Origin of the sequence: Streptomyces hamibioticus (assembly GCF_047946815.1) — a bacterium.
Classification (GTDB): Bacteria; Actinomycetota; Actinomycetes; order Streptomycetales; family Streptomycetaceae; genus Streptomyces.
The window spans coordinates 1,360,858-1,385,382 of record NZ_JBKKQY010000001.1 but is presented as its reverse complement, the minus strand read 5'-3'; the positions used below and the strand labels follow the sequence as shown (position 1 = coordinate 1,385,382).

The following is a 24,525-nucleotide window of genomic DNA, read 5'->3' as shown; positions in this document are numbered from 1 at the left end:
CCGACAGGGAAGGAGGCGCGGCCACACGCACGACGTACGACCGCCCATACCGCCGACCCAGTCCACGAGGTCACGTGCACAGCCCACGCGGGACGCGGGCGCAGTGGCAGGTCTTCGGACTCGCGGGCACGTCCGCCGAAAGGGCGGACACCTACCGGCCGTCTCTTCCCCGGCCCTGACGCGGGCCCAGTGACATCGACGGCTTCCGTTCCCACTCACCGCTGCGGGACAGCCTCGGATTCGCACCGGGTTCCCTCTTGCGTCGCGCCACTAGGCGTCCGGGCGGACGGGAGGCACGAACCGACTGCGTGCATCAGAGTAGGGGCGCTCGTATTCCTGCGACAGTGGGCCTTCGGCGGTTGTCTTGAATGTGGAGGGGACGAAGAACCAGGGGTGTCCCCTGTGCAGTTGTCGTGGCGGCTCTGGCTGGATATCACCTCTGAGGATCGCTGTCCCGTCAGCCAGACTTGTTGCTTCACGACACATGCGCACCGTTGCCGCGGTGGCCCGTGCCCGGGAGGCCCCTGATGACGTCAGAAGCGAGGCCGGACGAAGACGGGGCAGAAGCGCCGCCCGGGCGGGGACGGCCTCCCGGGGACCGCGTCGCTCTGCGCGGCGATCTGCGCTCCGCCCTGCCCGACGCCACCGCGGCGGTGGTGGTCACGGCGCTCGTGTTCGCCCTCCTGTGGGCGCGCATGGAGTCGGGTGCTTCGGACACCGTCGCGGTCATGCCGTTCATGGACGATGCCGGCACCTACTGGATGTACCTGCTCAGCCAGGCGTTCGGCTGGTCGGGGCTGTTGTGGGCCTGGGGCACGGTCATGCTCGGCCTGCTGCTGTCGGGGCCGTGCCCGGCCCGGCTACCGGTCTCCCGGCAGGTACTGGAGCGCTGGCACCGAGCCACGAGCCTGACGACGATGGCGCTGATGTTCGCCCACGCGCTGATGTTCGCGGCGGAACTCGTGCGCTACGAGACGAAGGTGGCGTGGGCGGAGCGGCTGTGGGTGGCCTTCGCGGACACCTTCGTGCCGGGCTGGTACGACTCCGGCACCGGCCGGATCGCCATCCCCCTCGGCCAGGGCGCCCTGTACCTCGCGATACCGCTCGGGCTGCTGTTCTACGTCCGGCACCGCATCGGAGCGAACGCCTGGCGACGGCTGCACCGTTTTGTGATCGTCGTCTACGTGCTGAGCGTCTGGCACACCCTGCTGTACGGAACCAACGTCTGGTACGGGGAGTGGCCGCGCACTGTCCTGTGGCTGCTGCAAATACCGGTCGCCGCACTGCTGTTGATCCGTCTGCTGAGACCTGCTCGGCGGGTTGAACGGCTGGGCCCGCCGAAGGGAGGCGTGGGCGCGGCCCGCCCGGCCTGGTGGGCGCGTGCGGTCGGACGTGTCGTCGCCGGAGCCGTCATTGTCGGGCTGGTCATCGTGGTGGTGTCCGGCCGTGACGGCGGACGGGACCGTCCGACCCATCCGCCCGTGACGGCCCCGCACTCCCAGGAGACGGACTGACGGCCGGCACCGGACGGTTGGCACGGCGTCCAGGGGTGGGATGATGTCCGGCGACAAGGCGACGGCGGAACGAAGAAGCCGGTGTGAATCCCTAGCGGTCCCGCCACTGTGATCGGCGAGCGCGTCCCGACAGGCCACTGCCCGGCAGAGGGTGGGAAGGCCGGGACAGGCATCGACCCGAGAGCCAGGAGACTCACGCGGTCGCCTCCTCGACGAACCACCGGGGCGGATCTCCCCGGAGAGAGGGATACGCCGCGCGGTCGGCGGTGCGCAGCGGCAGCGTCTCGCGCAGGGCGGGCTCATCGACCTGGATCACCGAGGTCCCGGCCGCCTCCAGGTCCACCTCGTCGCGCAGGGCGAGAGCGACCTGCCGGGCGGTGTCGCCGAGTGGTTGGTCGTCGCGGACGAAGGACCAGGCGAGCATGGTGACCGGACCGGTCTGATGCGCCCTGAATGACCTTGGCCTCCTCATATGGACGCAAGGGTCCCGGACCGCAGGACTCGTTCATCTGTGACCCCGAAGCGGGACCGCAGGCCGACGGGATCCGACGAGAGGGCGATGAAGGGCGACCACTTAGGCGGAGCACGGTCAGTCCGTCAGTACCGGTCACGAGGGGGGCGAGAAGCCAACTCTGAGCCATCCCATCCAGGCCCGGTTGGGCACTGGTCCGGGCGAAGCCGTCCGGCTGTGGTCGGGACGTGCCAGTGCGCCGGGATCGATGGGACGGTTGCGTGATGCCGTCCTCGACGGGGGTCTGACTCTTGAGATCTTTGACCGCAGTGTCCAGTCACGGGCCTGTCGACTGTCGTTGCGGGATGGTTTCTGCTGTCACCGAGCCACAGGGCGTGTCCCCATAGGGGCCTTGCCGACGATCAGGCGCCATCACAGTTCAGACCGCCCGAGCAGCCCGGTGCCATCCACTCAGCACGTCACCACGCGGGAGGCGGACCACCATGACGACCCGACAGAGCAGCACCTCCTCAAGCACGGATCCCCCGGTTCGGCGCGAGGTCGTCCTGGGCGTGGACACGCACGGCGAGGTGCATGTCGCCGCAGTCATCTCCCCGCTCGGGAAGCTCCTGGGAACCGAGTCCTTTCCGGCGACGGCGGCCGGCTACCGTCGGCTGCTCGTGTGGGCCCGCAAGCGGGGGACGGTGCGTCGGGCAGGCGTGGAGGGCACGGGCACCTTCGGCGCGGGCCTCTCCCGGTACCTGCTGGCTCAGCACGTCGAGGTGTTCGAAGTGAACCGGCCCGACCGCACAGCCCGCCGTCTGCTCGGCAAGTCGGACCCGCTCGACGCGCAGGCCGCAGCGCGGGCCGTGCTCAGCGGTCGCGCCCGGGCCCGGGCCAAGGCCGGCGACGGTCCGGTGCACAGCGCCCGGATCTACAAGCTCGCCAAGGACTCCGCGGTCAAGGCCCGCACCCAGGCGATCAACCAGCTCAAGGCCGTCCTGGTCATCGCCGACCCCGCCCTGCGGGAACGAATGTCCAGCCTCGGCAGCGCCGAGCTGTTCCGCACCTGCGCGCGCCTCGGCCCGCACGACGGTGGGGGAGACGAGGACGCGGTGACCCAAGCCACCCACATGACGTTACGCATGCTCGCCGAGCGCATCGAACAGCTCACCGCGCAGATCTATGAGCTCAACCAACGCCTGACCCGGCTCGTCGAACACCACGCCCCACAGCTGCTCGAACCGGTGGGCATCGGTCCGGACAGCGCCGTCACTCTCCTGATCACCATGGGAGACAATCCCGAGCGGCTGAACAGCGAGGCGTCCTTTGCTGCCCTTTGCGGAGTCAGCCCCATCGAGTACTCGTCGGGGCGGCGGCGCACACGTCGGCTCAACTACGGCGGCGCCCGCCAGGCGAACGCCGCCCTGCACCGCATCGTCTTCACCCGGCTGCGCCATGACCCGCGCACACAGGCGTATTACGAACGCCGCACCCAGGAGGGCAACCGCCGTGAGATCATCCGATGCCTCAAGCGGTATGCCGCCCGCGAGGTCTTCAACCTGGTCAGACCAGTGTCCAGCACCCCCGCGTTATAGGGGCGTCCGTGAGACGTGAGAAGGTCTGGGGCGTGAGTGAGACACCGTCGAACACCCTGCAATACCGCTTTGACGGGCCAGAAGAGGCCCCGGTCCTGATCCTCGGTCCCTCACTGGGTACCACATGGCACATGTGGGACCGCCAGGTTCCGGAACTGGAGCAGCACTGGCGGGTCTTCCGGTTCGACCTGCCGGGACACGGCGGCGCCCCCGCCCACCCGGCGGGCTCCGTCGCCGACCTCACCACGCGCCTGCTGGCCACGCTCGACGGGCTCGGTGTCCAGCGCTTCGGCTACGCGGGCTGCGCGTTCGGCGGCGCGGTCGGCGTCGAGCTGGCCCTGCGGCACCCGGAGCGGGTCGCCTCCCTCGCGCTGATCGCCGCGTCCCCGCGGTTCGGCACGGCCGACGAGTTCCGCCAGCGCGGCGTGATCGTGCGGACCAACGGGCTCGACCCCATCGCCCGCACCGCACCGGACCGCTGGTTCACCGGCGGGTTCGCCGCCGCGCAGCCCGCGATCACCGAATGGGCCGTGCAGATGGTCCGCACCACCGACCCCGGCTGCTACATCGCCGCGTGCGAGGCGCTCGCCTCGTTCGACGTCCGGCCGGAGCTGGGCCGGGTCGGGGTGCCCACCCTGGTCCTGGTCGGCTCGGACGACCAGGTCACCGGCCCCGCCGAGGCCCGCACGCTGGTCGCCGGCATCCCCGACGCCCGGCTCGCCGTCGTCCCCGGTGCCTCCCACCTGGTGCCGGTCGAGCAGCCCGCGGCCGTCACCGACCTGCTGGTGCGGCACTTCACCACCGCCTGGCAGCCCGCCCACGACACCGCCACCGGCCAGACCGCCATCCCCGCCGCTCCCGCCAAGCCGGTCCTGGCCGCACCGCCGCAGCCCGCCCACGCCGCTCCGGCCGCCCACGCCGTCCCGGCCGCCCACGCCGCTCCGGTCGCCGAGATCGCCCCGGCCGCCGTACCGCCGCAGTCCCAGGGGCGGCCCGACCCGTACGAGGCGGGGCTCAAGGTGCGCCGCGAGGTGCTCGGCGACGCACACGTCGACCGGGAGCTGGCGCAGGCCGACGACTTCTCGGGCGACTTCCAGGAACTCCTCACCCGCTACGCCTGGGGCGAGATCTGGGACCGCCCCGGTCTCGACCGCCGCGTCCGCAGCTGCGTCGCCCTCACCGCCCTGGTCGCCGGCGGCCACACCGACGGCCTCGCCCTCCACACCCGCGCCGCCCTGCGCAACGGCCTCACCCCCGACGAGATCAAGGAAGTGCTGCTCCAGGCGGCCGTCTACTGCGGGGTACCGGCGGCGGCGGGCGCCTTCCGGGTGGCGCAGCAGGTCATCCGGGAGGAGACGACCCCCGCGGAGTGACCCGCCCCGCGGCCGGGCGGGCCGGACGGCCCGTTCCGGCCGTGCGCGGCAGGATGGAACCATGAAGTTCACGAAGAAGTCCCACGCCTGTGTCCGGCTCGAGAAGGACGGCCAGATCCTGGTCCTGGACCCCGGTGCCTTCACCGAGGAGGACGCCGCGCTCGGCGCGGACGCCGTCCTGGTCACCCACGAGCACCCCGACCACTTCGACGAGCTGCGGCTGCGCGCCGCCATGGAGATCAACCCGGCCGCACAGATCTGGACGCTGAAGTCGGTCGCGGAGAAGATCACCTCGGCGTTCCCGGGCCGCGTGCACACCGTCGGCCACGGCGACACCTTCACCGCCGCGGGCTTCGAGGTACAGGTGCACGGCGAACTGCACGCGGTGATCCACCCCGACATCCCGAGGGTCACCAACATCGGCTTCCTGGTCGACGGCGGCAAGGTCTTCCACCCCGGAGACGCCCTCACCGTGCCCGAGCACCCGGTGGAGACGCTGATGCTGCCGGTGATGGCCCCCTGGAACAAGATCTCCGAGGTCATCGACTACGTCCGCGAGGTCCGGCCGCAGCGCGCCTACGACATCCACGACGCGCTGCTCACCGACCTCGCCCGCCCCATCTACGACCGTCAGATCGGGCAGCTGGCCGGCGCCGAGCACCTGCGGCTGGCACCGGGCGACTCCGCGCAGGTCTGAGCGCCCGCCGCACCCGGGGCCGGTCCGAGAGCCGGCCGCACCCGGGGCCGGTCCGAGAGCCGGCCGCACCCGGGCGGCCCGCGTTGTCAGACCCGCCCGGTAGGTTGTGGGACATGCGCATCGCGACCTGGAACGTGAACTCGATCACCGCCCGTCTGCCGAGGCTCCTGGCCTGGCTGGAGAGCAGCGGCACGGACGTGCTGTGCCTCCAGGAGGCCAAGATCGCGGAGGAGCAGTTCCCGTTCGACCAGCTGCGCGAGCTGGGCTACGAGGCGGCGGTCCACGCCACCGGCCGGTGGAACGGCGTGGCGGTGCTCTCCCGCGTCGGCCTCGAGGACGTGGTCAAGGGCCTGCCCGGCGACCCCGGCTTCGACGGCGTGCAGGAGCCCCGCGCGATCTCCGCCACTTGCGGCCCGGTCCGGGTCTGGTCGGTGTACGTGCCCAACGGCCGCGAGGTGGACCACCCGCACTACGCGTACAAGCTCCAGTGGTTCGAGGCCCTGCGCGCGGCCGTGGCCGGCGACGCGACCGGCAGCCGCCCCTTCGCGGTCCTGGGCGACTACAACGTGGCGCCGACGGACGACGACGTCCACGACCGCGCCGCCTTCGAAGGCTCCACCCACGTCACCCCCGCCGAGCGCGCCGCCCTCGCCTCCCTGCGCGAGGCGGGCCTGTCCGACGTGGTGCCGCGCCCGCTGAAGTACGACCGGCCGTTCACGTACTGGGACTACCGTCAGCTCTGCTTCCCGAAGAACCGCGGCATGCGCATCGACCTGGTGTACGGCAACGCGCCGTTCGCCGACGCGGTCAAGGACGCGTACGTCGACCGGGAGGAGCGCAAGGGCAAGGGCGCCTCGGACCACGCCCCGGTCGTCGTCGACCTGGACGTTTAGCGCGGGCCCGCGGAGGTTCGCGGCCCGCGGCCCGTTTCGTCACGGCACCAGCAGCTCCAGCCGCACCGACTCGGCGAGCGCCGCCAGCCCCGCGTCTCCCGGATGCAGATGGTCCCCGCTGTCGTACTCGGGCCGCATCCGGGACGGCCGGGCGGGATCGCGCAGCACCGCGTCGAAGTCCAGGACGGCGGCGAAGTCGCGCGTGCCGCGCAGCCAGTCGTTGACCGCCGCCCGCTCGGCGTCGACGGCGGCCGTGCACGCGGCCGAGCCGCCGCACGGCAGGATCGTCGCCGCCAGCATCCGCAGGCCCCGGGCCCGCCCGCGCTCCGCGAGCCGGCGCAGCCCCGCGATCACCCGCTCCGCCGGCGTGCCCGCGCGCAGGTCGTTGACGCCCTCGAACACCACCGCCGTACCCACCGAGGTCTGCGCCAGGACGTCCCGGTCGAACCGGTTCAGGGCGCTCACCCCCGCCGTGTCCGTGGAGACCCCGTCGCCGGGATAGCGGTCGGTGACCACGCGGTTGCCCGAGATGCCGTGGTTGAGCACGCCGTAGCGCGGCACCTCGCCCTGGCTGCGCAGCCGTGCGGCCAGCACGTCCGGCCAGCGCCGGTTCGCATCGGGCGTGGACCCGGTGCCGTCCGTGATCGAGTCGCCGAGCAGCACCACCGACCCCGGCCCGCCGCCCACGTCCACCCCGGTCAGCAGCGGCCAGCTGGACAGCACCGAGGTGTACGCCGCGGCCGAGCCGTCCGCCGTGTGATCGCCCGGCTCGCTCAGATACGACCGCTGCACGGCGAGCCGGTGCACCGGCGCCGCCGCCACCGTGCCCGGCAGATGGAAGCTGACCAGCAGGTTGGCGCCGGACGGCACCGCGAAGGCGAGCGGATCGCTGTAGGCCTGCGCCCCCGCCGGGATCTCGACGCCCGCCGCACCGCCGAACGACAGCGGCACCGGCGCCCGTCGCGCCGCCGCCCCCGCCGCCTGTACGGCCACCGTCGCGCTGCCGATCCGTACCGGCGCGGCCGCGAACGTGTGGTCGAACCGCACCCGCACCCTGGGCCCGCCCGCCGAGACGTGCACCACCAGCCGCAGCGTCCGCCCGGTCCACGGGCCCACCGCCGGATACCCGCCGGTCGACGCCGCCCAGCTGCCCGTCCAGCCCCGCCCGGCGTCCCGCACCGACAGCGCGAACACATGCAGACCGGGCGCGCGCGGCAGCCGCACCGCGACCACCTCGCGGTCCGGCGGCAGCTCCACGGTCACCACGTACAGCCGGGCGGGTCCGGTGAGTTGGCCGACGGGCGTGTTCACATGCGGCAGCGCCACCGCCTTCGTGGCGAGCGGGCCGGTGCGCCAGTCCGGCGCGGTCAGCACGTACGTGGAGCGGCCGCCGTCCGCGTACCTCACCTGGCCCGCGCCCCCCACCGGGCCGCCGCCGGTGCCCGCGACCAGGAACGCGAGCGCGTCGCCGCGCCCGGTGACGCGGACGTCCTGCCCGTCCGCCCGGACGTTGTCCGGCTCGCCGGCGCGCCACCCGGGCCAGGTCAGCCGGGCGCCCTGCACGGTGAGCACGCGGTCCGGCGTCCAGCCGGCGGCGGCCAGGTCCTGCGCCGACAGGGAGGCGCCCGCGCCGTCGAAGTCCGCCTCGTGCGGCCGGGCGTCGTCGCTGACGGCCGTGTTGTCGAAGAGCTGCTCCAGCGGCGGCGGTACGGCCCGGTCCGCGGCGGCCACCCGTGCCAGGGCGCCCGGCACCAGGGTGGCCAGCAGGGCGAGGACGACCGCGCAACTCCCCAGCCATCGGCGCACGGCCGACTCCTCCCGTCACACGGTCCCGCACACGCAGGACGCACCGCGAAGCTAGGAAGCGGCCGGTGACGCGTCAACGAGCCATGCGGAAACGGGAGGTGAAGTCCCCCGGAAGCGATCCACCGCGCGCCTGTGGTGTGTACGGGGGTACGAATGCCAGGCTGGAGGTATGAACATCCCTTTTCTGGGCAAGCGACGCGAGCCACCCGCCGCCCCCGACGCCGAGGGCATCGCCGACCTGCTCGCCGAGTGCGAACTGCTGCGCTCCCAGGCGGCCCGGGAGGGCGTCCGGCTCGACGACTCGGCGGCCTCGCTGGAGGAACTCGACCAGCTGGTGCCGCGCTGGCGGGACGACGAGGAGGCCCTGTCGTGGCTCGGCAACGACGTCGGGCTCTACCTGGGCACCGTCCTGGTGCGCACGGTTGCCGGGGCCGTCTGGCGCATCCGGTCCGACGGCCAGCCCGTCGTCCGCCTCGCCTCGGGCCGGGAGTTCGACGTGGTGGCCTCCGGGCACGAGTGGGCCGCCAGCGGCGTGCCCGAGCTGTCGCAGCTGTACGCGGAGGTCGCGGAGCCCTGACCGCAGGGAACGGCCCGGACAGCCCCACCATGCGCAATTGCGGTAAATAAGGCTAATGCCCGAAAAGTGCGTGTCGGATGTGCGGTGTCCCGCGGTCCGGATACGTTGCGGCCATCAGGACCCGCCGCGAAGGAGGCCGGCACCGCCGTCGTTCCCTTGACCGAGACCCTTACCCGCCGACGGCAGCCGCAGATCACTGCTCGTTCCGAGGAGAAGGTCAGCTGCACGCCGGCCGGGTGGCGCCCGGTCGCTCTCAGGAGGCCCGGTGGGAGTTGCGGGGAGTGGGTGGTGCCGGCAGCGGACTCGTCGCCGCACGGGTCACGTCCCCGACCAGTTCGACCATGTCCGGCCCGTAGGCCTGGGAGTTGACCACCTTGAGCAGCAGCACGAAGGAGGCGTTGCCGTGCTTGCGGGCGAGCCGCTCGTGGTTGCGGGCCAGGTAGCGCGTGGCCGCCTGGTTGGTGATCGCCCGCTGGCCGCAGAACAGGAACGCCGGCCGGGACTCGCGCCGGTCGCCCGCGGTGAGCCGGGCCAGCAGCACGTACTCCGTGATCCCCGGGTCCATGCGGTAGCGCTCGCCGCCGATCTGGAAGGCCCCCCGGTCCGGGTCCGGCTCCGGATCGACGTTGACCCGCACCCCGGGGAGCATGGCCGCCATGTGGGCCGCCATGCGCCGGTTCGACCCCGGCCCGCCCACGCAGAACTCGGTGCGCTCCCCGAAGCCCTGATGGGCCGTGTCCTGGGTGACCATCTGGACGTGCGCGCCGCAGTCCTTGATCAGCGCCGACAGCTCCAGCAGCGCGAACACGTCGATGCGGTGCACCGCCGGTTCGACCATCGCCGGATCGCGATTGACGACGAGCAGCGACTCGGAGTTGTCCGGCAGTCCGAAGAAGGCCTGCTTGCGCCTCAGTTTCCGCCGCCACAGGTACGTACGGGCGATCCAGCCCAGCGCGGCACCGATGCCCGCCGCCACCACGCCCAGGACGATGTTGCGCACGTCGTCAGTCATGGGCGCGCATGCTAGCGGGCGAAGGCGGACCCGTGTTCGACCGGGCGCCGCGCCGCACTCCTGACGCGGCCATGACCATCAACTAGGCTGCGCGGACGGCCCTTGACTGGAGGTGCGCATGCGTCGTCCCGTCGGACGAAAGCTGACAGTTCTGGCGGTCACGGCCGCCATGGTGTCGGTGGGGGCGGCCGGGCCGCCCGCCGAGCGGACCCGGCCACCCGAGAAGGTCCCGGTCGCCGTCGGGCACGGAGGCGCCGTCGCCAGCGTCGACCCGGACGCCTCCGCCGCCGGCGTCGAGATCCTGCGCAAGGGCGGCAACGCCGTCGACGCCGCCGTCGCCACCGCGGCCGCGCTCGGCGTCACCGAGCCCTACTCGGCCGGCATCGGCGGAGGCGGCTACTTCGTGTACTACGACGCCAGGACCCGCACGGTGCACACCGTCGACGGCCGCGAGACCGCGCCGCTCACCGCCGACGAGGACCTCTTCACCGAGAACGGCGAGCCGGTCCCCTTCGCCGAGGCCGTCAGCAGCGGGCTCGGCGTCGGCACCCCGGGCACGCCCGCCACCTGGCACACGGCCCTGGACAAGTGGGGCAGCAAACGGCTCGCCGCCCTGCTGAAACCCGCCGAGCGCCTGGCCCGGCACGGCTTCACCGTCGACGAGACCTTCCGGGCGCAGACCGCCGCCAACGAGAAGCGGTTCCGCTACTTCCCCGACACCGCCGAGCTGTTCCTGCCGAACGGCGAACTCCCGGTCGTCGGCTCCACCTTCACCAACCCCGGCCTCGCCCGCACCTACCGCGAGCTGGCCCGCGAGGGCGTCGGGGCGCTCTACCGCGGCGACATCGGCGAGGACATCGTCGCCACCGTCAACAAGCCGCCGGTGGACCCCGGCTCCGGCTGGCACGCCCGCCCCGGCGACCTGTCCGAGCGTGACCTGGCGGCCTACCGCACCAAGCTCCAGCCGCCGACCAGGACCTCCTACCGCGGCCTGGACGTCTACTCCATCGCCCCGTCCTCCTCCGGCGGCACCACGGTCGGCGAGACCCTCAACATCCTGGAGCGGACCGACCTGTCCGAGGCGGGCGAGGCCCGCTACCTGCACCGCCTCGTCGAGGCGAGCCGCATCGCCTTCGCCGACCGCGGGCGCTGGGTCGGCGACCCCGCCTTCGAGGACGTACCGACGAAGGAGCTGCTGTCCCAGCGGTACGCGGACTCCCGGGCCTGCCTGATCAGGGACGACGCCGTTCTCACCAGCCCCCTCGCCCCCGGGGACCCGCGCCACCCGGAGCGCTGCCGCACCGGCGGGCCGGCGGCGCCGACGACGTACGAGGGCGAGAACACCACCCATCTGACGACCGCCGACAAGTGGGGCAACGTGGTCGCCTACACCCTCACCATCGAGCAGACCGGCGGCAGCGGCATCACCGTGCCCGGCCGCGGCTTCCTGCTCAACAACGAGCTGACCGACTTCTCCTTCGCCCCCGCCGACCCGGCCGTGCACGACCCGAACCTGCCCGGCCCCGGCAAACGCCCCCGCTCCTCCATCGCCCCGACGATCGTCCTGGACCGGCACGACCGCCCGGTGGTGGCCCTGGGCTCGCCCGGCGGCGCGACCATCATCACCACCGTCCTGCAGACCCTCACCGGCTTCCTCGACCGCGGCCTGCCGCTGGTCGACGCGATCGCCGCACCGCGCGCCAGCCAGCGCAACACGGCCCGCACCGACCTGGAACCGGGCCTCCACGACAGCGAGCTGCGCGAGCGGCTGGAGGCCGTCGGCCACTCCTTCAGGCGTACCCCCGAGATCGGTGCGGCGACCGCCGTGCAGCGGCTGCCGGGCGGGAAGTGGCTGGCCGCCGCCGAGAAGGAACGCCGAGGCGGTGGCTCGGCGATGGTGGTGCGGCCCGGCCGCTAGGGCGGACCCGCGACGTCACAGCTCCGGGGCGGGCGTCTCGCGGGTGCGGAACGCCAGCCGTCCGTCCTCGACGTCCACCGTCACCCGGCCGCCGTCCGAGACCCGGCCGTCCAGCAGCAGCCGGGACAGCTCGTTGTCGACCTCCCGCTGGATGGTGCGGCGCAGCGGGCGGGCGCCGTACTCGGGCTGGTAGCCGCGCTCGGCCAGCCAGTCCACGGCCGCGTCGGTGAAGTCGACCGCGACGTCCTGCGCGTGCATCAGGCGGCGGGTCTGCTCCAGCAGCAGGCTGGTGATCTGCCGCAGCTGGTCGCCGCTGAGCTGGCGGAAGACGACGATCTCGTCGATGCGGTTGAGGAACTCCGGCCGGAAGTGTTCGCGCAGCGGGCGCATTACCTGCTCGCGCCGGGCCTCCTCGTCCGCCTCCGAGCCGCCCGCGCCGAAGCCGATGCCGGCGCCCCGGCGGGTGATCGCGTCGGAGCCGAGGTTGCTGGTCATCACCACGACCGTGTTGGTGAAGTCGACCGTGCGGCCCTGGGAGTCGGTCAGCCGCCCGTCGTCCAGCACCTGGAGCAGGATGTTGAAGACGTCCGGGTGCGCCTTCTCCACCTCGTCCAGCAGCAGCAGCGAGTACGGGTGCCGGCGCACCACCTCGGTCAGCTGGCCGGCCTCCTCGTGCCCGACGTAGCCGGGCGGGGCGCCGACCAGCCGGCTGACCGTGTGCCGTTCCTGGTACTCGCTCATGTCGAGGCGGACCATGCGGTCCTCGCTGCCGAACAGCGCCTCGGCGAGCGCCCGGGCCAGCTCGGTCTTGCCGACACCGGTCGGGCCGAGGAAGAGGAAGCTGCCGATGGGCCGGTCGGGGTTCGCCAGCCCCGCGCGGGAGCGCAGCACCGCGTCGGAGACGACCCGGACGGCCTCGTCCTGGCCGACGACCCGCTGGTGCAGGTGCTCCTCCAGGCCCAGCAGCCGCTCCTTCTCCTCCTGGGTGAGGCTGCTGACCGGGATGCCGGTCTGCCGGGACACCACCTCGGCGATCGCCTCGGAGCCGACGACCAGGTTCCCCTCGTCCGCCTCTTCGTTGCCGTCCGTCTCGGCGATCCGCTGCTTCAGCTCGGTGATCCGGTCGCGGAACTGCATGGCCTGCTCGTACTGCTCGTCGGCGACGGCCTGGTCCTTGTCCCGGATCAGCTGCTCGACCTCGCGCTCCATGGTCCGTACGTCCGTGCCCTTGGTCCGCGCCCGCAGCCGCACCCGGGCACCGGCCTGGTCGATCAGGTCGATGGCCTTGTCCGGCAGACGCCGGTCGCTGAGGTAGCGGTCGGACATCTCCACGGCCGCCACCAGTGCCTCGTCGGTGTAGCGGACCTGGTGGTGGGCCTCGTACCGGTCGCGCAGTCCGCGCAGGATCTCGATCGCGTCCGCGGTGGTGGGCTCCGGCACCAGGATCGGCTGGAAGCGGCGGGCCAGCGCCGCGTCCTTCTCGATCCGGCGGTACTCCTCCAGGGTGGTCGCACCGACGATGTGCAGCTCGCCGCGGGCCAGGGCCGGCTTGAGGATGTTGCCGGCGTCCATCGACCCGCCCTCGCCGCCGCCGCCCGCGCCGACGACCGTGTGCAGCTCGTCGATGAAGACGATCAGCCGGTCGGAGTTGGTGCGGATCTCGTCGACGATGTTGTTCATCCGCTCCTCGAAGTCGCCGCGGTAGCGGGTGCCGGCGACCACGCCCGTCAGGTCCAGCGCCACCACCCGGCGCCCGAGCAGCACGTCCGGCACATCGCCGTCGGCGATGCGCTGGGCCAGCCCCTCGACGACGGCGGTCTTGCCGACGCCCGCGTCACCGATCAGCACGGGGTTGTTCTTGCCGCGGCGGGAGAGCACCTCGACGGTCTGCTCGATCTCCTTCTCCCGCCCGATCACCGGGTCGATGCGGCCCTGCCGGGCCAGGTCGGTGAGGTCGCGGCCGTACTTGTCCAGGGTGGGGGTGTTCGTGGGCTGGGGACGCTCGGCGGCGCGGGGCGGACCCGCGGCCTCCGGCGCCTCGTGCGGCAGGCCGGAGGGCGCGAACCGGGCCGCGTTCAGGATGTGCCCGGCGGCCGAGTCCGGGTTGGCGGCCAGCGCGCTGAGCACGTGCTCCGGGCCGATGTACCCGGTGCCGGACGTCCGCGCCATCTCGTGCGCGTCCAGCAGGGCGCGCTTGACCGCAGGGGTCAGGGAGAGCGACGTGGGCGGCGGGGCCTCGCCGGGGGCGTGCTGCACCGGGCCGGACCGCTCGTCGATCTGCGACGCCAGCGAGTCGGGGTCGGCGCCTGCCCGGCTGAGCAGGCTCCGGGTCGGCTCGGTGGACAGCGCGGCCCGCAGCAGGTGCTCGGTGTCCAGGTCGCGGCTGCCGTGCTCGGCGGCGTACTGGGCGGCACCGCGCACCAGCTCCCGGGCGGGCTGACTGAGCAGCCGGCCGATGTCGATCTGCCGGGGGCGCGGGCCCCCGAAGAAGCGTGCGAGGAACTCCGCGAACGGGTCGCCCTCCGGGCCCATGAAGCCGCTGGTCATCGTTTCCGTGCCTCCGCTGCTTCTCCGCTGCCGCTGCTTGACGTGCCGGGGCCGGGTAACCCGGCCGGTGGGCGGTCATGCCCAAGATGACACGTTCTGTGGTGGGGGGCATTTCAGGGGCGCCCACGGACCGGAGGTGCGGGGGGCCCGGCGAGTGCGGATTCGTCGTGGCTGGTCGCACGGGCCCCCGGCGCCCCTATGGAGACGTTTCTCCAGCCGTCGGCATCCTCTCTCTGGCCGTCAGGATTCTGGGGCCGCCTTCCGTGATCGCCACCGTGTGCTCCACGTGGGCCGCGCGGGAACCGTCGTTCGTGCGGAGCGTCCAGCCGTCGGGGGCCGCGTGGTAGGCGTCCTTGCCGCTCGCGATCAGCATCGGCTCTATGGCGAGGACCATGCCGTGGCGCAGGGGCAGGCCGCGGCCCGGCCGGCCCTCGTTCGGGACCGCCGGGTCCTCGTGCATGCGGCGGCCGATGCCGTGGCCGCCGAAGCCGTCCGGGATGCCGTAGCCCGCCGCCCGGCAGACCGTGCCGATCGCGTGGGCGATGTCGCCGATGCGGTTGCCCACGACGGCCGCCTCGACGGCCGCGGCCAGGGCCCGCTCGGCGGTCTCGATCAGCCGCACGTCGGCCGCGCGCGGGGTGCCGACCGTGAAGCTGATCGCCGAGTCCCCGGCCCAGCCGTCCAGCTGCGCACCGCAGTCGACCGAGACCAGATCGCCGTCGCGCAGCCGGTAGCCGTCCGGGATGCCGTGCACGATCGCGTCGTTCACCGACGCGCAGATGACGGCGGGGAACGGCGTCGGCGCGAAGGAGGGGCGGTAGCCGAGGAACGGCGAGGTCGCGCCGGCCGCCTTCAGCACCTCGCGCGCCACCTCGTCCAGCTCCCGCAGCGACACCCCTGTCCTCGCGGCCTGTCGTACGGCCGTCAGGGCCCGCCCGACGACCTGGCCGGCCGCGTGCATGGCCTCGATCGATGTGTCCGTCTTCAGCTCAACCATGCCAATTACTATACCGGTATTACAATGGGCGCATGGTGCGCACCCCTTTGACCCCGGAAGAGCGAGAGCGCGGCGAGCGGCTCGGCCGACTGCTGCGCGAGGCCCGCGGCGGCCGCAGCATGGCGGAGGTCGCGGCGAGCGCGGGCATCTCCGCCGAGACGCTCCGCAAGATCGAGACCGGCCGGGCGCCGACCCCCGCGTTCTTCACGGTGGCCGCGCTCGCCGGCGCCCTGGAGCTGTCGATGGACGAGCTGGCCGGGCGGTGCGCGCCCGCGGGCGTCTGACTCACCGTCCGACGTCACCGGCGGAAAACTCCCCGTAGCGACCCCGTAACACGGCTGGTGTTTCCTGGCCGACCGGACCGGAAGGCTCCAGTCGGTTTGGGGAGTTGAGCGATGACCGCGGAACGGTTGCCGGGCCGGACGAGGCAGTTCGCGGCCTACCTGGCGGGACTGCTGACCCGGCTGGACCAGGACGACGGCTGGTGCGCGGTGTTCTGGCAGCGCGACCCGGACGGCATGCGGGACTGCCTGGACGGGCGCGAGGTGCCGCCCTGGGACGTGGTGGAGGCGCTTCTGAGTGATCTGGCGGCGCGCTGCGACCCCGGCGCCGCCCGCGCCGAGGTGCAGCGGGCCCGTGCCCTGCACGCCGCCGCGCTCACCGAGTACGACGCCCGGCCCGGCGCCCGGGACGCCCTCGGGGACCGGCTCGACGTCATGCTCCGGGAACGGCGGTACGCCGCCGAACGCCAGGCGGAACTGGGCCGGCTCCTCGCCGCGGCCACCACTTCCGGGGAGATCGCCTTCCTCCGAGTCGACCTGGCCTGGGCCCGCGACGACCACGCCCGGGCGACCGCCCGCTGCACGGAACTGCGCGGCCGCATCGAGGAGCTGGACCGGCGCGCGGTGGGGGAGCGGACCCCGGCCGCGGACCGGGCACCCTTCCACGGCAGCCCCGCCCGTCCGTCTCCCACCGCACCTGAACCGGGCCGTCCGTCGCCCGCCGCTCCTGAACCGGGCCGTCTGTCTCCCGTCGCCGCCGAACCGGGCCGTCTGTCTCCCGTCGCCCCCGAGCCGGGCCGTCTGTCTCCCGTCGCCGCCGAACCGGGCCGTCCGTCGCCCGCCGTACCCGAACCGGGCCGACGTGGCGAACCAACCGCCCCCGCCCCACCGGCCCCAGCCACCGGCTCGCCCGTCATTGCCGCCCCGTCGGCCGAGCACGCCCCGTCGGCCGAGCACGCCCCGTCGGCCGAGCACGCCCCATCGGCCGAGACCGTGCTGTCCGCCGAGCACGCCCCGTCCGCCAAGACCGTCCCGTCCGCCGGGCACGCCCCGTCCGCCGGGCACGCCCCGTCCGCCGGGCACGCCCCGTCCGCCGGGCACGCCCCGTCGGCCGAGCACGCCCCGTCCGCCGAGCCGACCCCACCGGCAAGTCACGCCCCGCCTGCCCGGCAAGCCCCGGCCCCCGAGCCCGCCCCACCCCCCAAGCCCCGCAAACGGCGGCGCGGCGGGGCCAGGTTCGCCGGGATGACCGATGGGGCGGCCGAGGAGGACGCCGCCCCCGGTGCCGCACCTCCCGCGGTCGTACCGAGCCCGCCCGCCCAGCCCGGCACCGGTGGCCGTGGTACGCCGCGCGGGGCGCGTTTCGCCGGCGCGGCCGAGCCGGCGGAGCCGGTCGCGCCGGAGGCCCCCGTGCCCGACGCCGAGGACCGGCGGGAGGCCGCCCGTGTGGTCGAGACGCTGGCGCGGCTGCGCGGCGAGGGGCGCAGCGGCGAGGCGCACGCCCTGCTCGCCGCTGCCGCCCACGGGCCCGCCGCCCGGTTCCCGCTGCTCGCCGCCGAGCTGCGGCACGCCAGGCTGGGCGCCGACTGGTCGACACTGCTGTGGGAGGCCGCTTCGCTGCCCGTCGCCCGGCTGGTCGCCGCCGCCGACGCGCTGAGGGCGGCGGGCCACGGGGACGACGGGGAGCGGATCCTGCGGCAGGGCGTGGTCCGCCCCGCCCCCGAGGTCGGGCAGGGCGTGCTCGGCCTGCTCGCCGAGGGCCGCCACCGCCAGGCCCGGGCGCTGCTCGACGCCTACGTCCGCGTCCGCACCCCGCAGGAGGCCGCCCGCAGCGCCGGACCGGATCCGCAGCGGATCACCCCGCTGCTGCTGGAGGCCGCGCAGAGCGTCTCCGCCGAACACCACTGGGACCTCGTGCACGCCCTCCGTGTCGCCGGACTCGCCCTCTGACGCGCCGTGCGCCCCCGCGCACGCCCGCTCGCCCACCGGAGTGTGAAACGGGACCGACACCACGGCTTGGTGACGATGGTCTTGGCAAGCCCGCCCGGGAGGCTTACGTTCGTGCCTCTACGGCCTGCGTCTACGGGCGTAGAGGCTCTGACGTCCCGTCGAAGGAGCAGCTCATGGCCAACGTCGTACGCGCCGCTCTGGTCCAGGCCACCTGGACCGGCGACACCGAGTCCATGGTGGCGAAACACGAGGAGCACGCCCGCGAGGCGGCCCGCCGGGGCGCGAAGATCATCGGCTTCCAGGAAGTCTTCAACAGCCCCTACTTCTGCCAGGTCCAGGACCCCGAGCACTACCGCTGGGCCGAGCCCGTCCCCGACGGCCCCACCGTCCGCCGGATGCAGGCCCTCGCCCGGGAGACCGGCATGGTGGTCGTCGCGCCCGTGTTCGAGGTCGAGCAGTCGGGCTTCTACTACAACACCGCGGCCGTCATCGACGCCGACGGCACCGTGCTCGGAACGTATCGCAAGCACCACATCCCGCAGGTCAAGGGCTTCTGGGAGAAGTACTACTTCCGGCCCGGCAACCTCGGCTGGCCGGTCTTCGACACCGCCGTCGGCAAGGTCGGCGTCTACATCTGCTACGACCGGCACTTCCCGGAGGGCTGGCGGCAACTCGGCCTGAACGGCGCCCAGCTGGTCTACAACCCGTCCGCCACCCACCGCGGTCTCTCGTCGCACCTGTGGCGGCTGGAGCAGCCCGCGGCGGCCGTCGCCAACGAGTACTTCGTCGCCGCGATCAACCGCGTCGGCCAGGAGGAGTACGGCGACAACGACTTCTACGGCACCTCGTACTTCGTCGACCCGCGCGGGCAGTTCGTCGGCGAGGTCGCCAGCGACACCAAGGAAGAACTCCTCGTCCGCGACCTCGACTTCGGCCTCGTCGAGGACGTGCGGCAGCAGTGGGCCTTCTACCGCGACCGCCGCCCCGACGCCTACGAGGGGCTGGTGCGGCCGTGACGAGGGACCTGCTCAGCCGGCACCGGGCCGTCCTGCCCGACTGGCTCGCCCTGTACTACGAGGAGCCGCTGGAGATCACCCACGGCGAGGGCCGGTACGTCTGGGACACCGCCGGCAACAAGTACCTCGACTTCTTCGGCGGCATCCTCACCACCATGACCGCGCACGCCCTGCCCGAGGTCACCAAGGCGGTGAGCGAGCAGGCCGGCCGGATCGTGCACTCCTCGACCCTCTACCTCAACCGGCCGATGGTCGAACTCGCCGAGCGCATCGCCCAGCTGAGCGGCATCCCCGACGCCCGGGTCTTCTTCACCACCTCCGGCACCGAGGCCAACGACACCGCATTGCTGCTGGCGACGACGTACCGGCGCAGCAACACGATCCTGGCGATGCGCAACAGCTACCACGGCCGCTCCTTCAGCGCCGTCGGCATCACCGGCAACCGCGGCTGGTCCCCGACCTCGCTGTCCCCGCTCCAGACCCTGTACGTCCACGGCGGCGTGCGCACCCGCGGCCCGTACGCGCACCTGGACGACCGGGACTTCATCGACGCGTGCGTCGAGGACCTCACCGACCTGCTCGGCCACATCCGCCCGCCCGCCGCGCTGATCGCCGAGCCGATCCAGGGTGTCGGCGGCTTCACCTCCCCGCCGGACGGCCTGTACGCCGCCTTCCGCGAGGTGCTGCACGAGCGGGGCATCCTGTGGATCGCCGACGAGGTGCAGACCGGCTGGGGCCGCACCGGCGAGCACTTCTGGGGCTGGCAGGCGCACGGGCGCAGCGGCCCGCCGGACATCGTGACGTTCGCCAAGGGCATCGGCAACGGCATGTCCGTCGGCGGGGTCATCGCCCCCGCCGAGATCATGAACTGCTTGGACGCCAACAGCATCTCCACCTTCGGCGGCACCCAGGTCACCATGGCCGCGGGCCTCGCCAACCTCGGCCACCTGCTGGAGCACGACCTCCAGGGCAACGCCCGGCGCGTGGGCGGGCTGCTCATCGAGCGGCTGCGGGCCGTCGCCGCCCAGGTGCCGCACGTACGGGAGGTGCGCGGACGCGGTCTGATGATCGGCATCGAGCTGACCCGGCCCGGCACCGACGAGGCGGACCCGCAGGCCGTGTCCGACGTGCTGGAGGAGGCCCGCGCGGGCGGCCTGCTGGTCGGCAAGGGCGGCGGACACCGCACCAGCGCGCTGCGCATCGCCCCGCCGCTGTCCCTCACGGTCGCCGAGGCCGAGGAGGGCGCCGCGATCCTGGAACGCGCGCTGCGCGGCCTGTGAGCACCGCCGGCAGCCCCCGCATGCCGCCGGCCGTGCCCCGACGGCCCTGACCGGCCCCGGCCGGCCCCGACAGGAGGGAACAGCATGAGCAGCCGTACCGTCGTCCGCGGTGGCCTCGTCATCACCGCCTCCGACGAGATCCACGCCGACGTCCTGATCGAGGACGGCCGCATCGCCGCCCTCGCCGCGTCCGGCACCCCGGCCGCCGGATCGTTCACGGCCGAGCACGTCATCGACGCCACCGGCAAGTACGTCGTCCCGGGCGGCGTGGATGCCCACACCCACATGGAGCTGCCCTTCGGCGGCACCTTCGCCTCCGACACCTTCGAGACCGGCACCCGCGCCGCCGCCTGGGGCGGTACGACGACCATCGTCGACTTCGCGGTGCAGAGCGTCGGCAACTCCCTGCGCGCGGGCCTGGACGCCTGGCACGCCAAGGCGGAGGGCAACTGCGCGATCGACTACGGCTTTCACATGATCGTCTCCGATGTCCACCAGGAGACGCTGAAGGAGATGGACCTGCTGGTGGAGGAGGGCGTGACCTCCTTCAAGCAGTTCATGGCGTACCCGGGCGTCTTCTACTCCGACGACGGCCAGATCCTGCGGGCCATGCAGCGCTCCGCCGGCAACGGCGGACTGATCATGATGCACGCCGAGAACGGCATCGCCATCGACGTCCTCGTCGAGCAGGCCCTCGCCCGCGGCGAGACCGACCCGCGCCACCACGGCGAGGTCCGCAAGGTGCTGCTGGAGGCCGAGGCCACGCACCGCGCCATCCGGCTCGCGCAGGTCGCCGGGGCACCGCTGTACGTCGTGCACGTCTCGGCGGCGGAGGCGGTCGCGGAGCTGGCCCGGGCCCGCGACGAGGGGCTCCCGGTCTTCGGGGAGACCTGTCCGCAGTATCTGTTCCTGTCCACCGACAACCTCGCCGAACCGGACTTCGAGGGCGCCAAGTACGTGTGCAGCACGCCCCTGCGCCCGCGCGAGCACCAGGCGGCGCTGTGGCGCGGGCTCAGGACCAACGACCTCCAGGTGGTCTCCACCGACCACTGCCCCTTCTGCTTCGCCGGCCAGAAGGAGCTGGGCCGCGGCGACTTCTCCAAGATCCCCAACGGTCTCCCGGGCGTCGAGAACCGCATGGACCTGCTCCACCAGGCCGTCCTCGACGGGCACATCTCCCGCCGTCGCTGGATCGAGATCGCCTGCGCCACTCCGGCCCGCATGTTCGGGCTGTATCCGAAGAAGGGCACCATCGCACCGGGCGCCGACGCCGACATCGTCGTCTACGACCCGCACGCCGAGCAGGTCCTGTCCGCCGAGACCCACCACATGAACGTCGACTACTCGGCGTACGAGGGCAAGCGCGTCACCGGCCGGGTGGAGACGGTGCTCTCGCGCGGCACACCGGTCATCACCGAGCGGGCGTACACCGGCCGCAAGGGCCACGGCGTCTACACCCCGCGCTCCACCTGCCAGTACCTGAACTAGCCGACCTGGAGTGGCGCAGATGGACTTCGGACTCGTCCTGCAGACCGACCCGCCGGCCGCCCGCGTCGTCAGCCTGATGAAGCGGGCCGAGCGCAACGGCTTCACCCACGGCTGGACCTTCGACTCCGCCGTGCTGTGGCAGGAGCCGTTCGTGATCTACAGCCAGATCCTGGCCAACACGCGGAAACTGAAGGTCGGCCCGATGGTGACCAACCCGGGCACCCGCACCTGGGAGGTCACCGCCTCCACCTTCGCCACCCTCAACGACATGTTCGGCAACCGCACCGTCTGCGGCATCGGGCGCGGCGACTCGGCCATGCGCGTGGCCGGCCGCAGGCCCGACACCCTGGCCCGGCTCGGCGAGGCCATCGACGTCGTCCGCGACCTGGCGGAGGGCCGCGAGGCCGTCGTCGACGGCAAACCCGTCCGCATCCCCTGGGTCAGGAACGGCAGGCTGCCGGTGTGGATGGCCGCCTACGGACCGAAGGCGCTCGCGCTCGCCGGGCAGAAGGCGGACGGCTTCATCCTCCAGCTTGCCGACCCGTTCCTGACCGAGTGGATGATCAGGGCGGTGCGCAGGGCGGCCGAGGAGGCGGGCCGGGACCCGGCCTCGGTGACCGTCTGCGTCGCCGCGCCCGCGTACGTCGGCGACGACCTGGAGCACGCGCGCGACCAGTGCCGGTGGTTCGGCGGCATGGTCGGCAACCACGTCGCGGACCTGGTGAGCCGGTACGGCGAGCACTCCGGCCTGGTGCCCGAGGCCCTCACCTCGTACGTCAAGGCCCGTCAGGGCTACGACTACAGCCACCACGGACGGGCCGGGAACCCCTCCGCCGACTTCGTCCCCGACGAGATCGTCGACCGGTTCTGCCTGCTGGGCCCGCCGGCCGCCCACATCGCCAGGCTGAAGGCGCTGCGGGCCCTGGGCGTCGACCAGTTCGCGGTGTACGACATGCACGACGCGCAGGAGGCCACGATCGAGGCTTACGGCTCCGACGTCATCCCGGCCGTCAACGGCTGACCGGCGCGGGGTTCCCGAGGCGGACGGGCCTCGGGAACCCCGCGCCGGCGGTCCTACCAGTGGACGGGCAGCCGCTCCGGTATCCGCTTCATGAACCCGGTCCGCCACACCAGTTGCTCGACCGGGACGGCCAGGTCCAGGCCGGGCATGCGGTCCAGCAGGACGCGCAGCGCGGTCTCGGCGTGCTTCTTGCCCAGGGCGGTGGCCGGGCAGTAGTGCGCCCCGCCGCCGAAGGACAGATGCGTGCCCGCGTTGGGCCGGTCCAGCCGGATGGTGTGCGGGTCGTCGTACTGCTCGGGGTCGTGATTGGCGGCCTCGACCAGGACCAGGACCAGCTCGCCCTTGGCCACCGTGACGTCACCGAGCCGTACGTCGTCGAGGGCGATGCGGGGCAGCCCGTCGGCGATCGACAGGTTGACGCGCAGCAGCTCGTCGACCGCGGTGGGAACCAGGCCGGAGTCGGCGGCCAGCCGGTCCCGGATGTCCGGGTTGAACAGCAGCGTCGTGCACATCATGGTCAGGGCGCCCATGACCGAGATCACCCCGGCGCCGAACATCGTGACCCCGACGGTCGCGAACATCTCGTCGGAGACGTGGGCGTAGTCGGGAGTGCCGCGCAGCGTGGCCAGTTCGCCCATCAGCCCGGTGGTGGCCGGGTCGTCCAGGCGTGCCTTCATGTAGGCGATGTCGCGGTCCCAGTTGAGCGCCGCGGCGGGGATCGGCCGCGGGCTGTTCATGAAGGCCACGTGCAGACTGCGGTACAGGCGGTCCGCGTCCTCCAGGGGAATGCCCAGCAGGCGGCAGTGCAAACCGGTGGAGTACGGCACCGCGAAGTCCCGGCGCAGATCGGCCGGGGCGCCCCGGGCGACGATCCGGTCGGCCAGTTCCCCGGCGTAGTCCTCCATCCAGTCGGCGTGCGCCTTGGGGTTGATGGCGCGCATCACCGCCCGGCGGAGGCCGGCACCGGTGATGTTGCCCATGTTGTTGACGACCTCGGGCGGGATCGTCAGCGCGTACTGCCGCGGCACGCCCGGGGCGGACGTCTCCTTGAGGCTGAAGCGGTCGTCCTCCAGCACCTGTCTGCACAGGGCGTGCGAGGACACCAGCCAGGCCGGGTCTCCGGCGATGGTGCGGACCCGGGTCACCGGACGGTCCCGCAGCAGGGCGGGCACCTCGTCCGGGAGCCGGTCACCTCGCGGGGAGAACGGGAAGCCGGGCAGGTCGGTGTCGGTGTCGGTGTTGGTGTTGGTGTCGGTTGCGGTGGTCACCGGGCGGCCTCCGTGCGGGTGGGGGTGATGATGCCGTGGCCCTGGTTGCGCGATGCGCGCAGCCCGTGGCCCGGCCCGTAGAGCAGATCCGCCAACGGCAGCACCTGGTGGTAGCAGTTGAGCGAGGAGGCGACGTCGAAGATCGCCGGTGAATCGATGAACAGCGGCAGTTCGGCCAGGATGTAACGGGTGCACACCTCCCATTGCCGCTGGGTGGCGTCCTGCCCGGTGACCTTGTCTCTGAGGAAACGATTCACCAGATCGGCGACCGTCATCCGCAGAACGGGGTCGTCGGCCATGAGCGTCTCCAGCCGGTGGCTCAGGCGCCGGTACTCGGGCCGCCCGGTCAGCGCGGACACCGGCTGCGCCCGCACCCGGACGCCCTCCGGATCCGCGGACAGCGCCGCGGCCTTGACCTTCGCGCGTACTCCGCGCAGGTTCTTGACCGCCTTGCGGCGCGCGTCGTCCGGCTCATAGCCCAGTGCCTCGTACATGTCGGCGACGTACAGATCGGTGTAGACGATGTCGGCCCGGGCGAAGCGGTCGGCCGCCCAGTGCGCCAGGCCGGTGACCGTGTCGGCGGTGAAGAACCCGTTGCCGGGGGAGACGCCGATCACGGCGTGATGGGCCTCTTGTTCGATGACCCGGCAGTGGGAGGTGTACGGCCGCACGGTGAACAGTTCGGTCGTGATGGTCGTCAAAGGGGACGATTCCTTCGGAGTCGCTAGTCCCAGTGGGGCCCCGTGCCCCCGGTGTGGCGACTCCCGGCAGAAACCTAACCGAAAGTGCGTGCGTCACACAGCATGACCGGCCGGTAACTCTGCGGATTTCGTAGGTG

Annotated in this window: 19 protein-coding genes, 1 pseudogene and 2 riboswitches; of the genes and pseudogenes, 13 read left to right on the top strand and 7 right to left on the bottom strand. The window is 72.8% G+C overall.

Annotated features, from left to right (window positions below):
• Positions 1-89 precede the first annotated feature (89 nt).
• A riboswitch (cobalamin riboswitch) is annotated at positions 90-320 on the bottom strand.
• Between the two features lie 207 nt (positions 321-527).
• The gene (locus ACLGIH_RS06275) at positions 528-1,514 is read left to right on the top strand and encodes a ferric reductase-like transmembrane domain-containing protein (RefSeq protein ID WP_416524212.1); all 987 of its coding nucleotides are present in this window, start codon (positions 528-530) and stop codon (positions 1,512-1,514) included.
• A gap of 26 nt (positions 1,515-1,540) precedes the next feature.
• Positions 1,541-1,729: riboswitch (cobalamin riboswitch) on the top strand.
• 32 nt (positions 1,730-1,761) lie between these two features.
• Here ACLGIH_RS06275 and ACLGIH_RS06270 read toward each other — a convergent pair.
• Positions 1,762-1,956 (bottom strand): annotated as a pseudogene (locus ACLGIH_RS06270) (hypothetical protein); the annotation flags it as partial.
• A 512-nt stretch (positions 1,957-2,468) separates the two neighbouring features.
• On the opposite strand from ACLGIH_RS06270, the gene ACLGIH_RS06265 reads away from it, so the two are divergent.
• From ACLGIH_RS06265 to ACLGIH_RS06250, 4 genes are all read left to right on the top strand, one after another.
• Positions 2,469-3,563: an IS110 family RNA-guided transposase gene (locus ACLGIH_RS06265; RefSeq protein ID WP_416524211.1), complete on the top strand. Its 1,095-nt coding sequence runs from the start codon at positions 2,469-2,471 to the stop codon at positions 3,561-3,563.
• A gap of 32 nt (positions 3,564-3,595) precedes the next feature.
• Positions 3,596-4,936: a bifunctional 3-oxoadipate enol-lactonase/4-carboxymuconolactone decarboxylase PcaDC gene (gene pcaDC, locus ACLGIH_RS06260; RefSeq protein WP_416524210.1), complete on the top strand. Its 1,341-nt coding sequence runs from the start codon at positions 3,596-3,598 to the stop codon at positions 4,934-4,936.
• Between the two features lie 61 nt (positions 4,937-4,997).
• Positions 4,998-5,633 (top strand): MBL fold metallo-hydrolase, encoded by a 636-nt coding sequence (locus tag ACLGIH_RS06255; protein WP_416524209.1) that lies wholly within the window; start codon positions 4,998-5,000, stop codon positions 5,631-5,633.
• A 113-nt stretch (positions 5,634-5,746) separates the two neighbouring features.
• On the top strand, positions 5,747-6,526 hold the full coding sequence (locus ACLGIH_RS06250) for an exodeoxyribonuclease III (protein ID WP_416524208.1): 780 nt from the start codon (positions 5,747-5,749) through the stop codon (positions 6,524-6,526).
• 39 nt (positions 6,527-6,565) lie between these two features.
• On the opposite strand, the gene ACLGIH_RS06245 is transcribed toward ACLGIH_RS06250, so the two are convergent.
• On the bottom strand, positions 6,566-8,332 hold the full coding sequence (locus ACLGIH_RS06245) for an SGNH/GDSL hydrolase family protein (RefSeq protein ID WP_416524207.1): 1,767 nt from the start codon (positions 8,330-8,332) through the stop codon (positions 6,566-6,568).
• Between the two features lie 169 nt (positions 8,333-8,501).
• Here ACLGIH_RS06245 and ACLGIH_RS06240 point away from each other — a divergent pair, with 169 nt between their 5' ends.
• The gene (locus ACLGIH_RS06240; protein WP_416524206.1) at positions 8,502-8,909 is read left to right on the top strand and encodes a DUF6278 family protein; all 408 of its coding nucleotides are present in this window, start codon (positions 8,502-8,504) and stop codon (positions 8,907-8,909) included.
• Positions 8,910-9,162: 253 nt separating this feature from the next.
• Here ACLGIH_RS06240 and ACLGIH_RS06235 read toward each other — a convergent pair whose 3' ends face one another.
• On the bottom strand, positions 9,163-9,921 hold the full coding sequence (locus tag ACLGIH_RS06235; RefSeq protein WP_416524205.1) for a hypothetical protein: 759 nt from the start codon (positions 9,919-9,921) through the stop codon (positions 9,163-9,165).
• A gap of 118 nt (positions 9,922-10,039) precedes the next feature.
• On the opposite strand from ACLGIH_RS06235, the gene ggt reads away from it, so the two are divergent.
• Complete coding sequence (ggt, locus tag ACLGIH_RS06230; RefSeq protein WP_416524204.1) at positions 10,040-11,839, top strand: gamma-glutamyltransferase; 1,800 nt, start codon at positions 10,040-10,042, stop codon at positions 11,837-11,839.
• A gap of 15 nt (positions 11,840-11,854) precedes the next feature.
• Here the strand turns inward: ggt and ACLGIH_RS06225 are convergent, their stop codons facing one another.
• Entirely contained in the window at positions 11,855-14,386 is a 2,532-nt protein-coding gene (locus tag ACLGIH_RS06225) for an ATP-dependent Clp protease ATP-binding subunit (RefSeq protein ID WP_416524203.1), read from the bottom strand.
• 196 nt (positions 14,387-14,582) lie between these two features.
• Positions 14,583-15,383: a type I methionyl aminopeptidase gene (map, locus tag ACLGIH_RS06220; RefSeq protein WP_416524202.1), complete on the bottom strand. Its 801-nt coding sequence runs from the start codon at positions 15,381-15,383 to the stop codon at positions 14,583-14,585.
• Between the two features lie 32 nt (positions 15,384-15,415).
• On the opposite strand from map, the gene ACLGIH_RS06215 reads away from it, so the two are divergent.
• The 6 genes from ACLGIH_RS06215 (at position 15,416) to ACLGIH_RS06190 (ending at position 22,419) form a co-directional block, all read left to right on the top strand.
• Entirely contained in the window at positions 15,416-15,667 is a 252-nt protein-coding gene (locus ACLGIH_RS06215; protein WP_416524201.1) for a helix-turn-helix domain-containing protein, read from the top strand.
• A 111-nt stretch (positions 15,668-15,778) separates the two neighbouring features.
• The gene (locus tag ACLGIH_RS06210) at positions 15,779-17,614 is read left to right on the top strand and encodes a hypothetical protein (RefSeq protein WP_416524200.1); all 1,836 of its coding nucleotides are present in this window, start codon (positions 15,779-15,781) and stop codon (positions 17,612-17,614) included.
• 173 nt (positions 17,615-17,787) lie between these two features.
• Positions 17,788-18,630 carry a nitrilase-related carbon-nitrogen hydrolase gene (locus ACLGIH_RS06205; protein WP_416524199.1) on the top strand — a complete coding sequence of 281 codons (843 nt, stop codon included), beginning with the start codon at positions 17,788-17,790 and terminating at the stop codon, positions 18,628-18,630.
• A complete protein-coding gene (locus ACLGIH_RS06200) occupies positions 18,627-19,910 on the top strand; it encodes an aspartate aminotransferase family protein (RefSeq protein WP_416524198.1) in 1,284 nt (427 codons plus the stop codon). Before ACLGIH_RS06205 ends, ACLGIH_RS06200 begins: the two co-directional genes overlap by 4 nt.
• An 84-nt stretch (positions 19,911-19,994) precedes the next feature.
• Positions 19,995-21,398 carry a dihydropyrimidinase gene (gene hydA / locus ACLGIH_RS06195; RefSeq protein ID WP_416524197.1) on the top strand — a complete coding sequence of 468 codons (1,404 nt, stop codon included), beginning with the start codon at positions 19,995-19,997 and terminating at the stop codon, positions 21,396-21,398.
• A gap of 19 nt (positions 21,399-21,417) precedes the next feature.
• Positions 21,418-22,419 (top strand): TIGR03842 family LLM class F420-dependent oxidoreductase, encoded by a 1,002-nt coding sequence (locus tag ACLGIH_RS06190; RefSeq protein ID WP_416524196.1) that lies wholly within the window; start codon positions 21,418-21,420, stop codon positions 22,417-22,419.
• A gap of 53 nt (positions 22,420-22,472) precedes the next feature.
• Here the strand turns inward: ACLGIH_RS06190 and ACLGIH_RS06185 are convergent, their stop codons facing one another.
• Both ACLGIH_RS06185 and ACLGIH_RS06180 read right to left on the bottom strand, forming a co-directional pair.
• Positions 22,473-23,687, bottom strand: a complete 1,215-nt coding sequence (locus ACLGIH_RS06185) for a cytochrome P450 (protein ID WP_416524195.1) — start codon at positions 23,685-23,687, stop codon at positions 22,473-22,475.
• A complete protein-coding gene (locus tag ACLGIH_RS06180; protein WP_416524194.1) occupies positions 23,684-24,388 on the bottom strand; it encodes a cyclodityrosine synthase in 705 nt (234 codons plus the stop codon). Before ACLGIH_RS06180 ends, ACLGIH_RS06185 begins: the two co-directional genes overlap by 4 nt.
• Between the last annotated feature and the right edge of the window lie 137 nt (positions 24,389-24,525).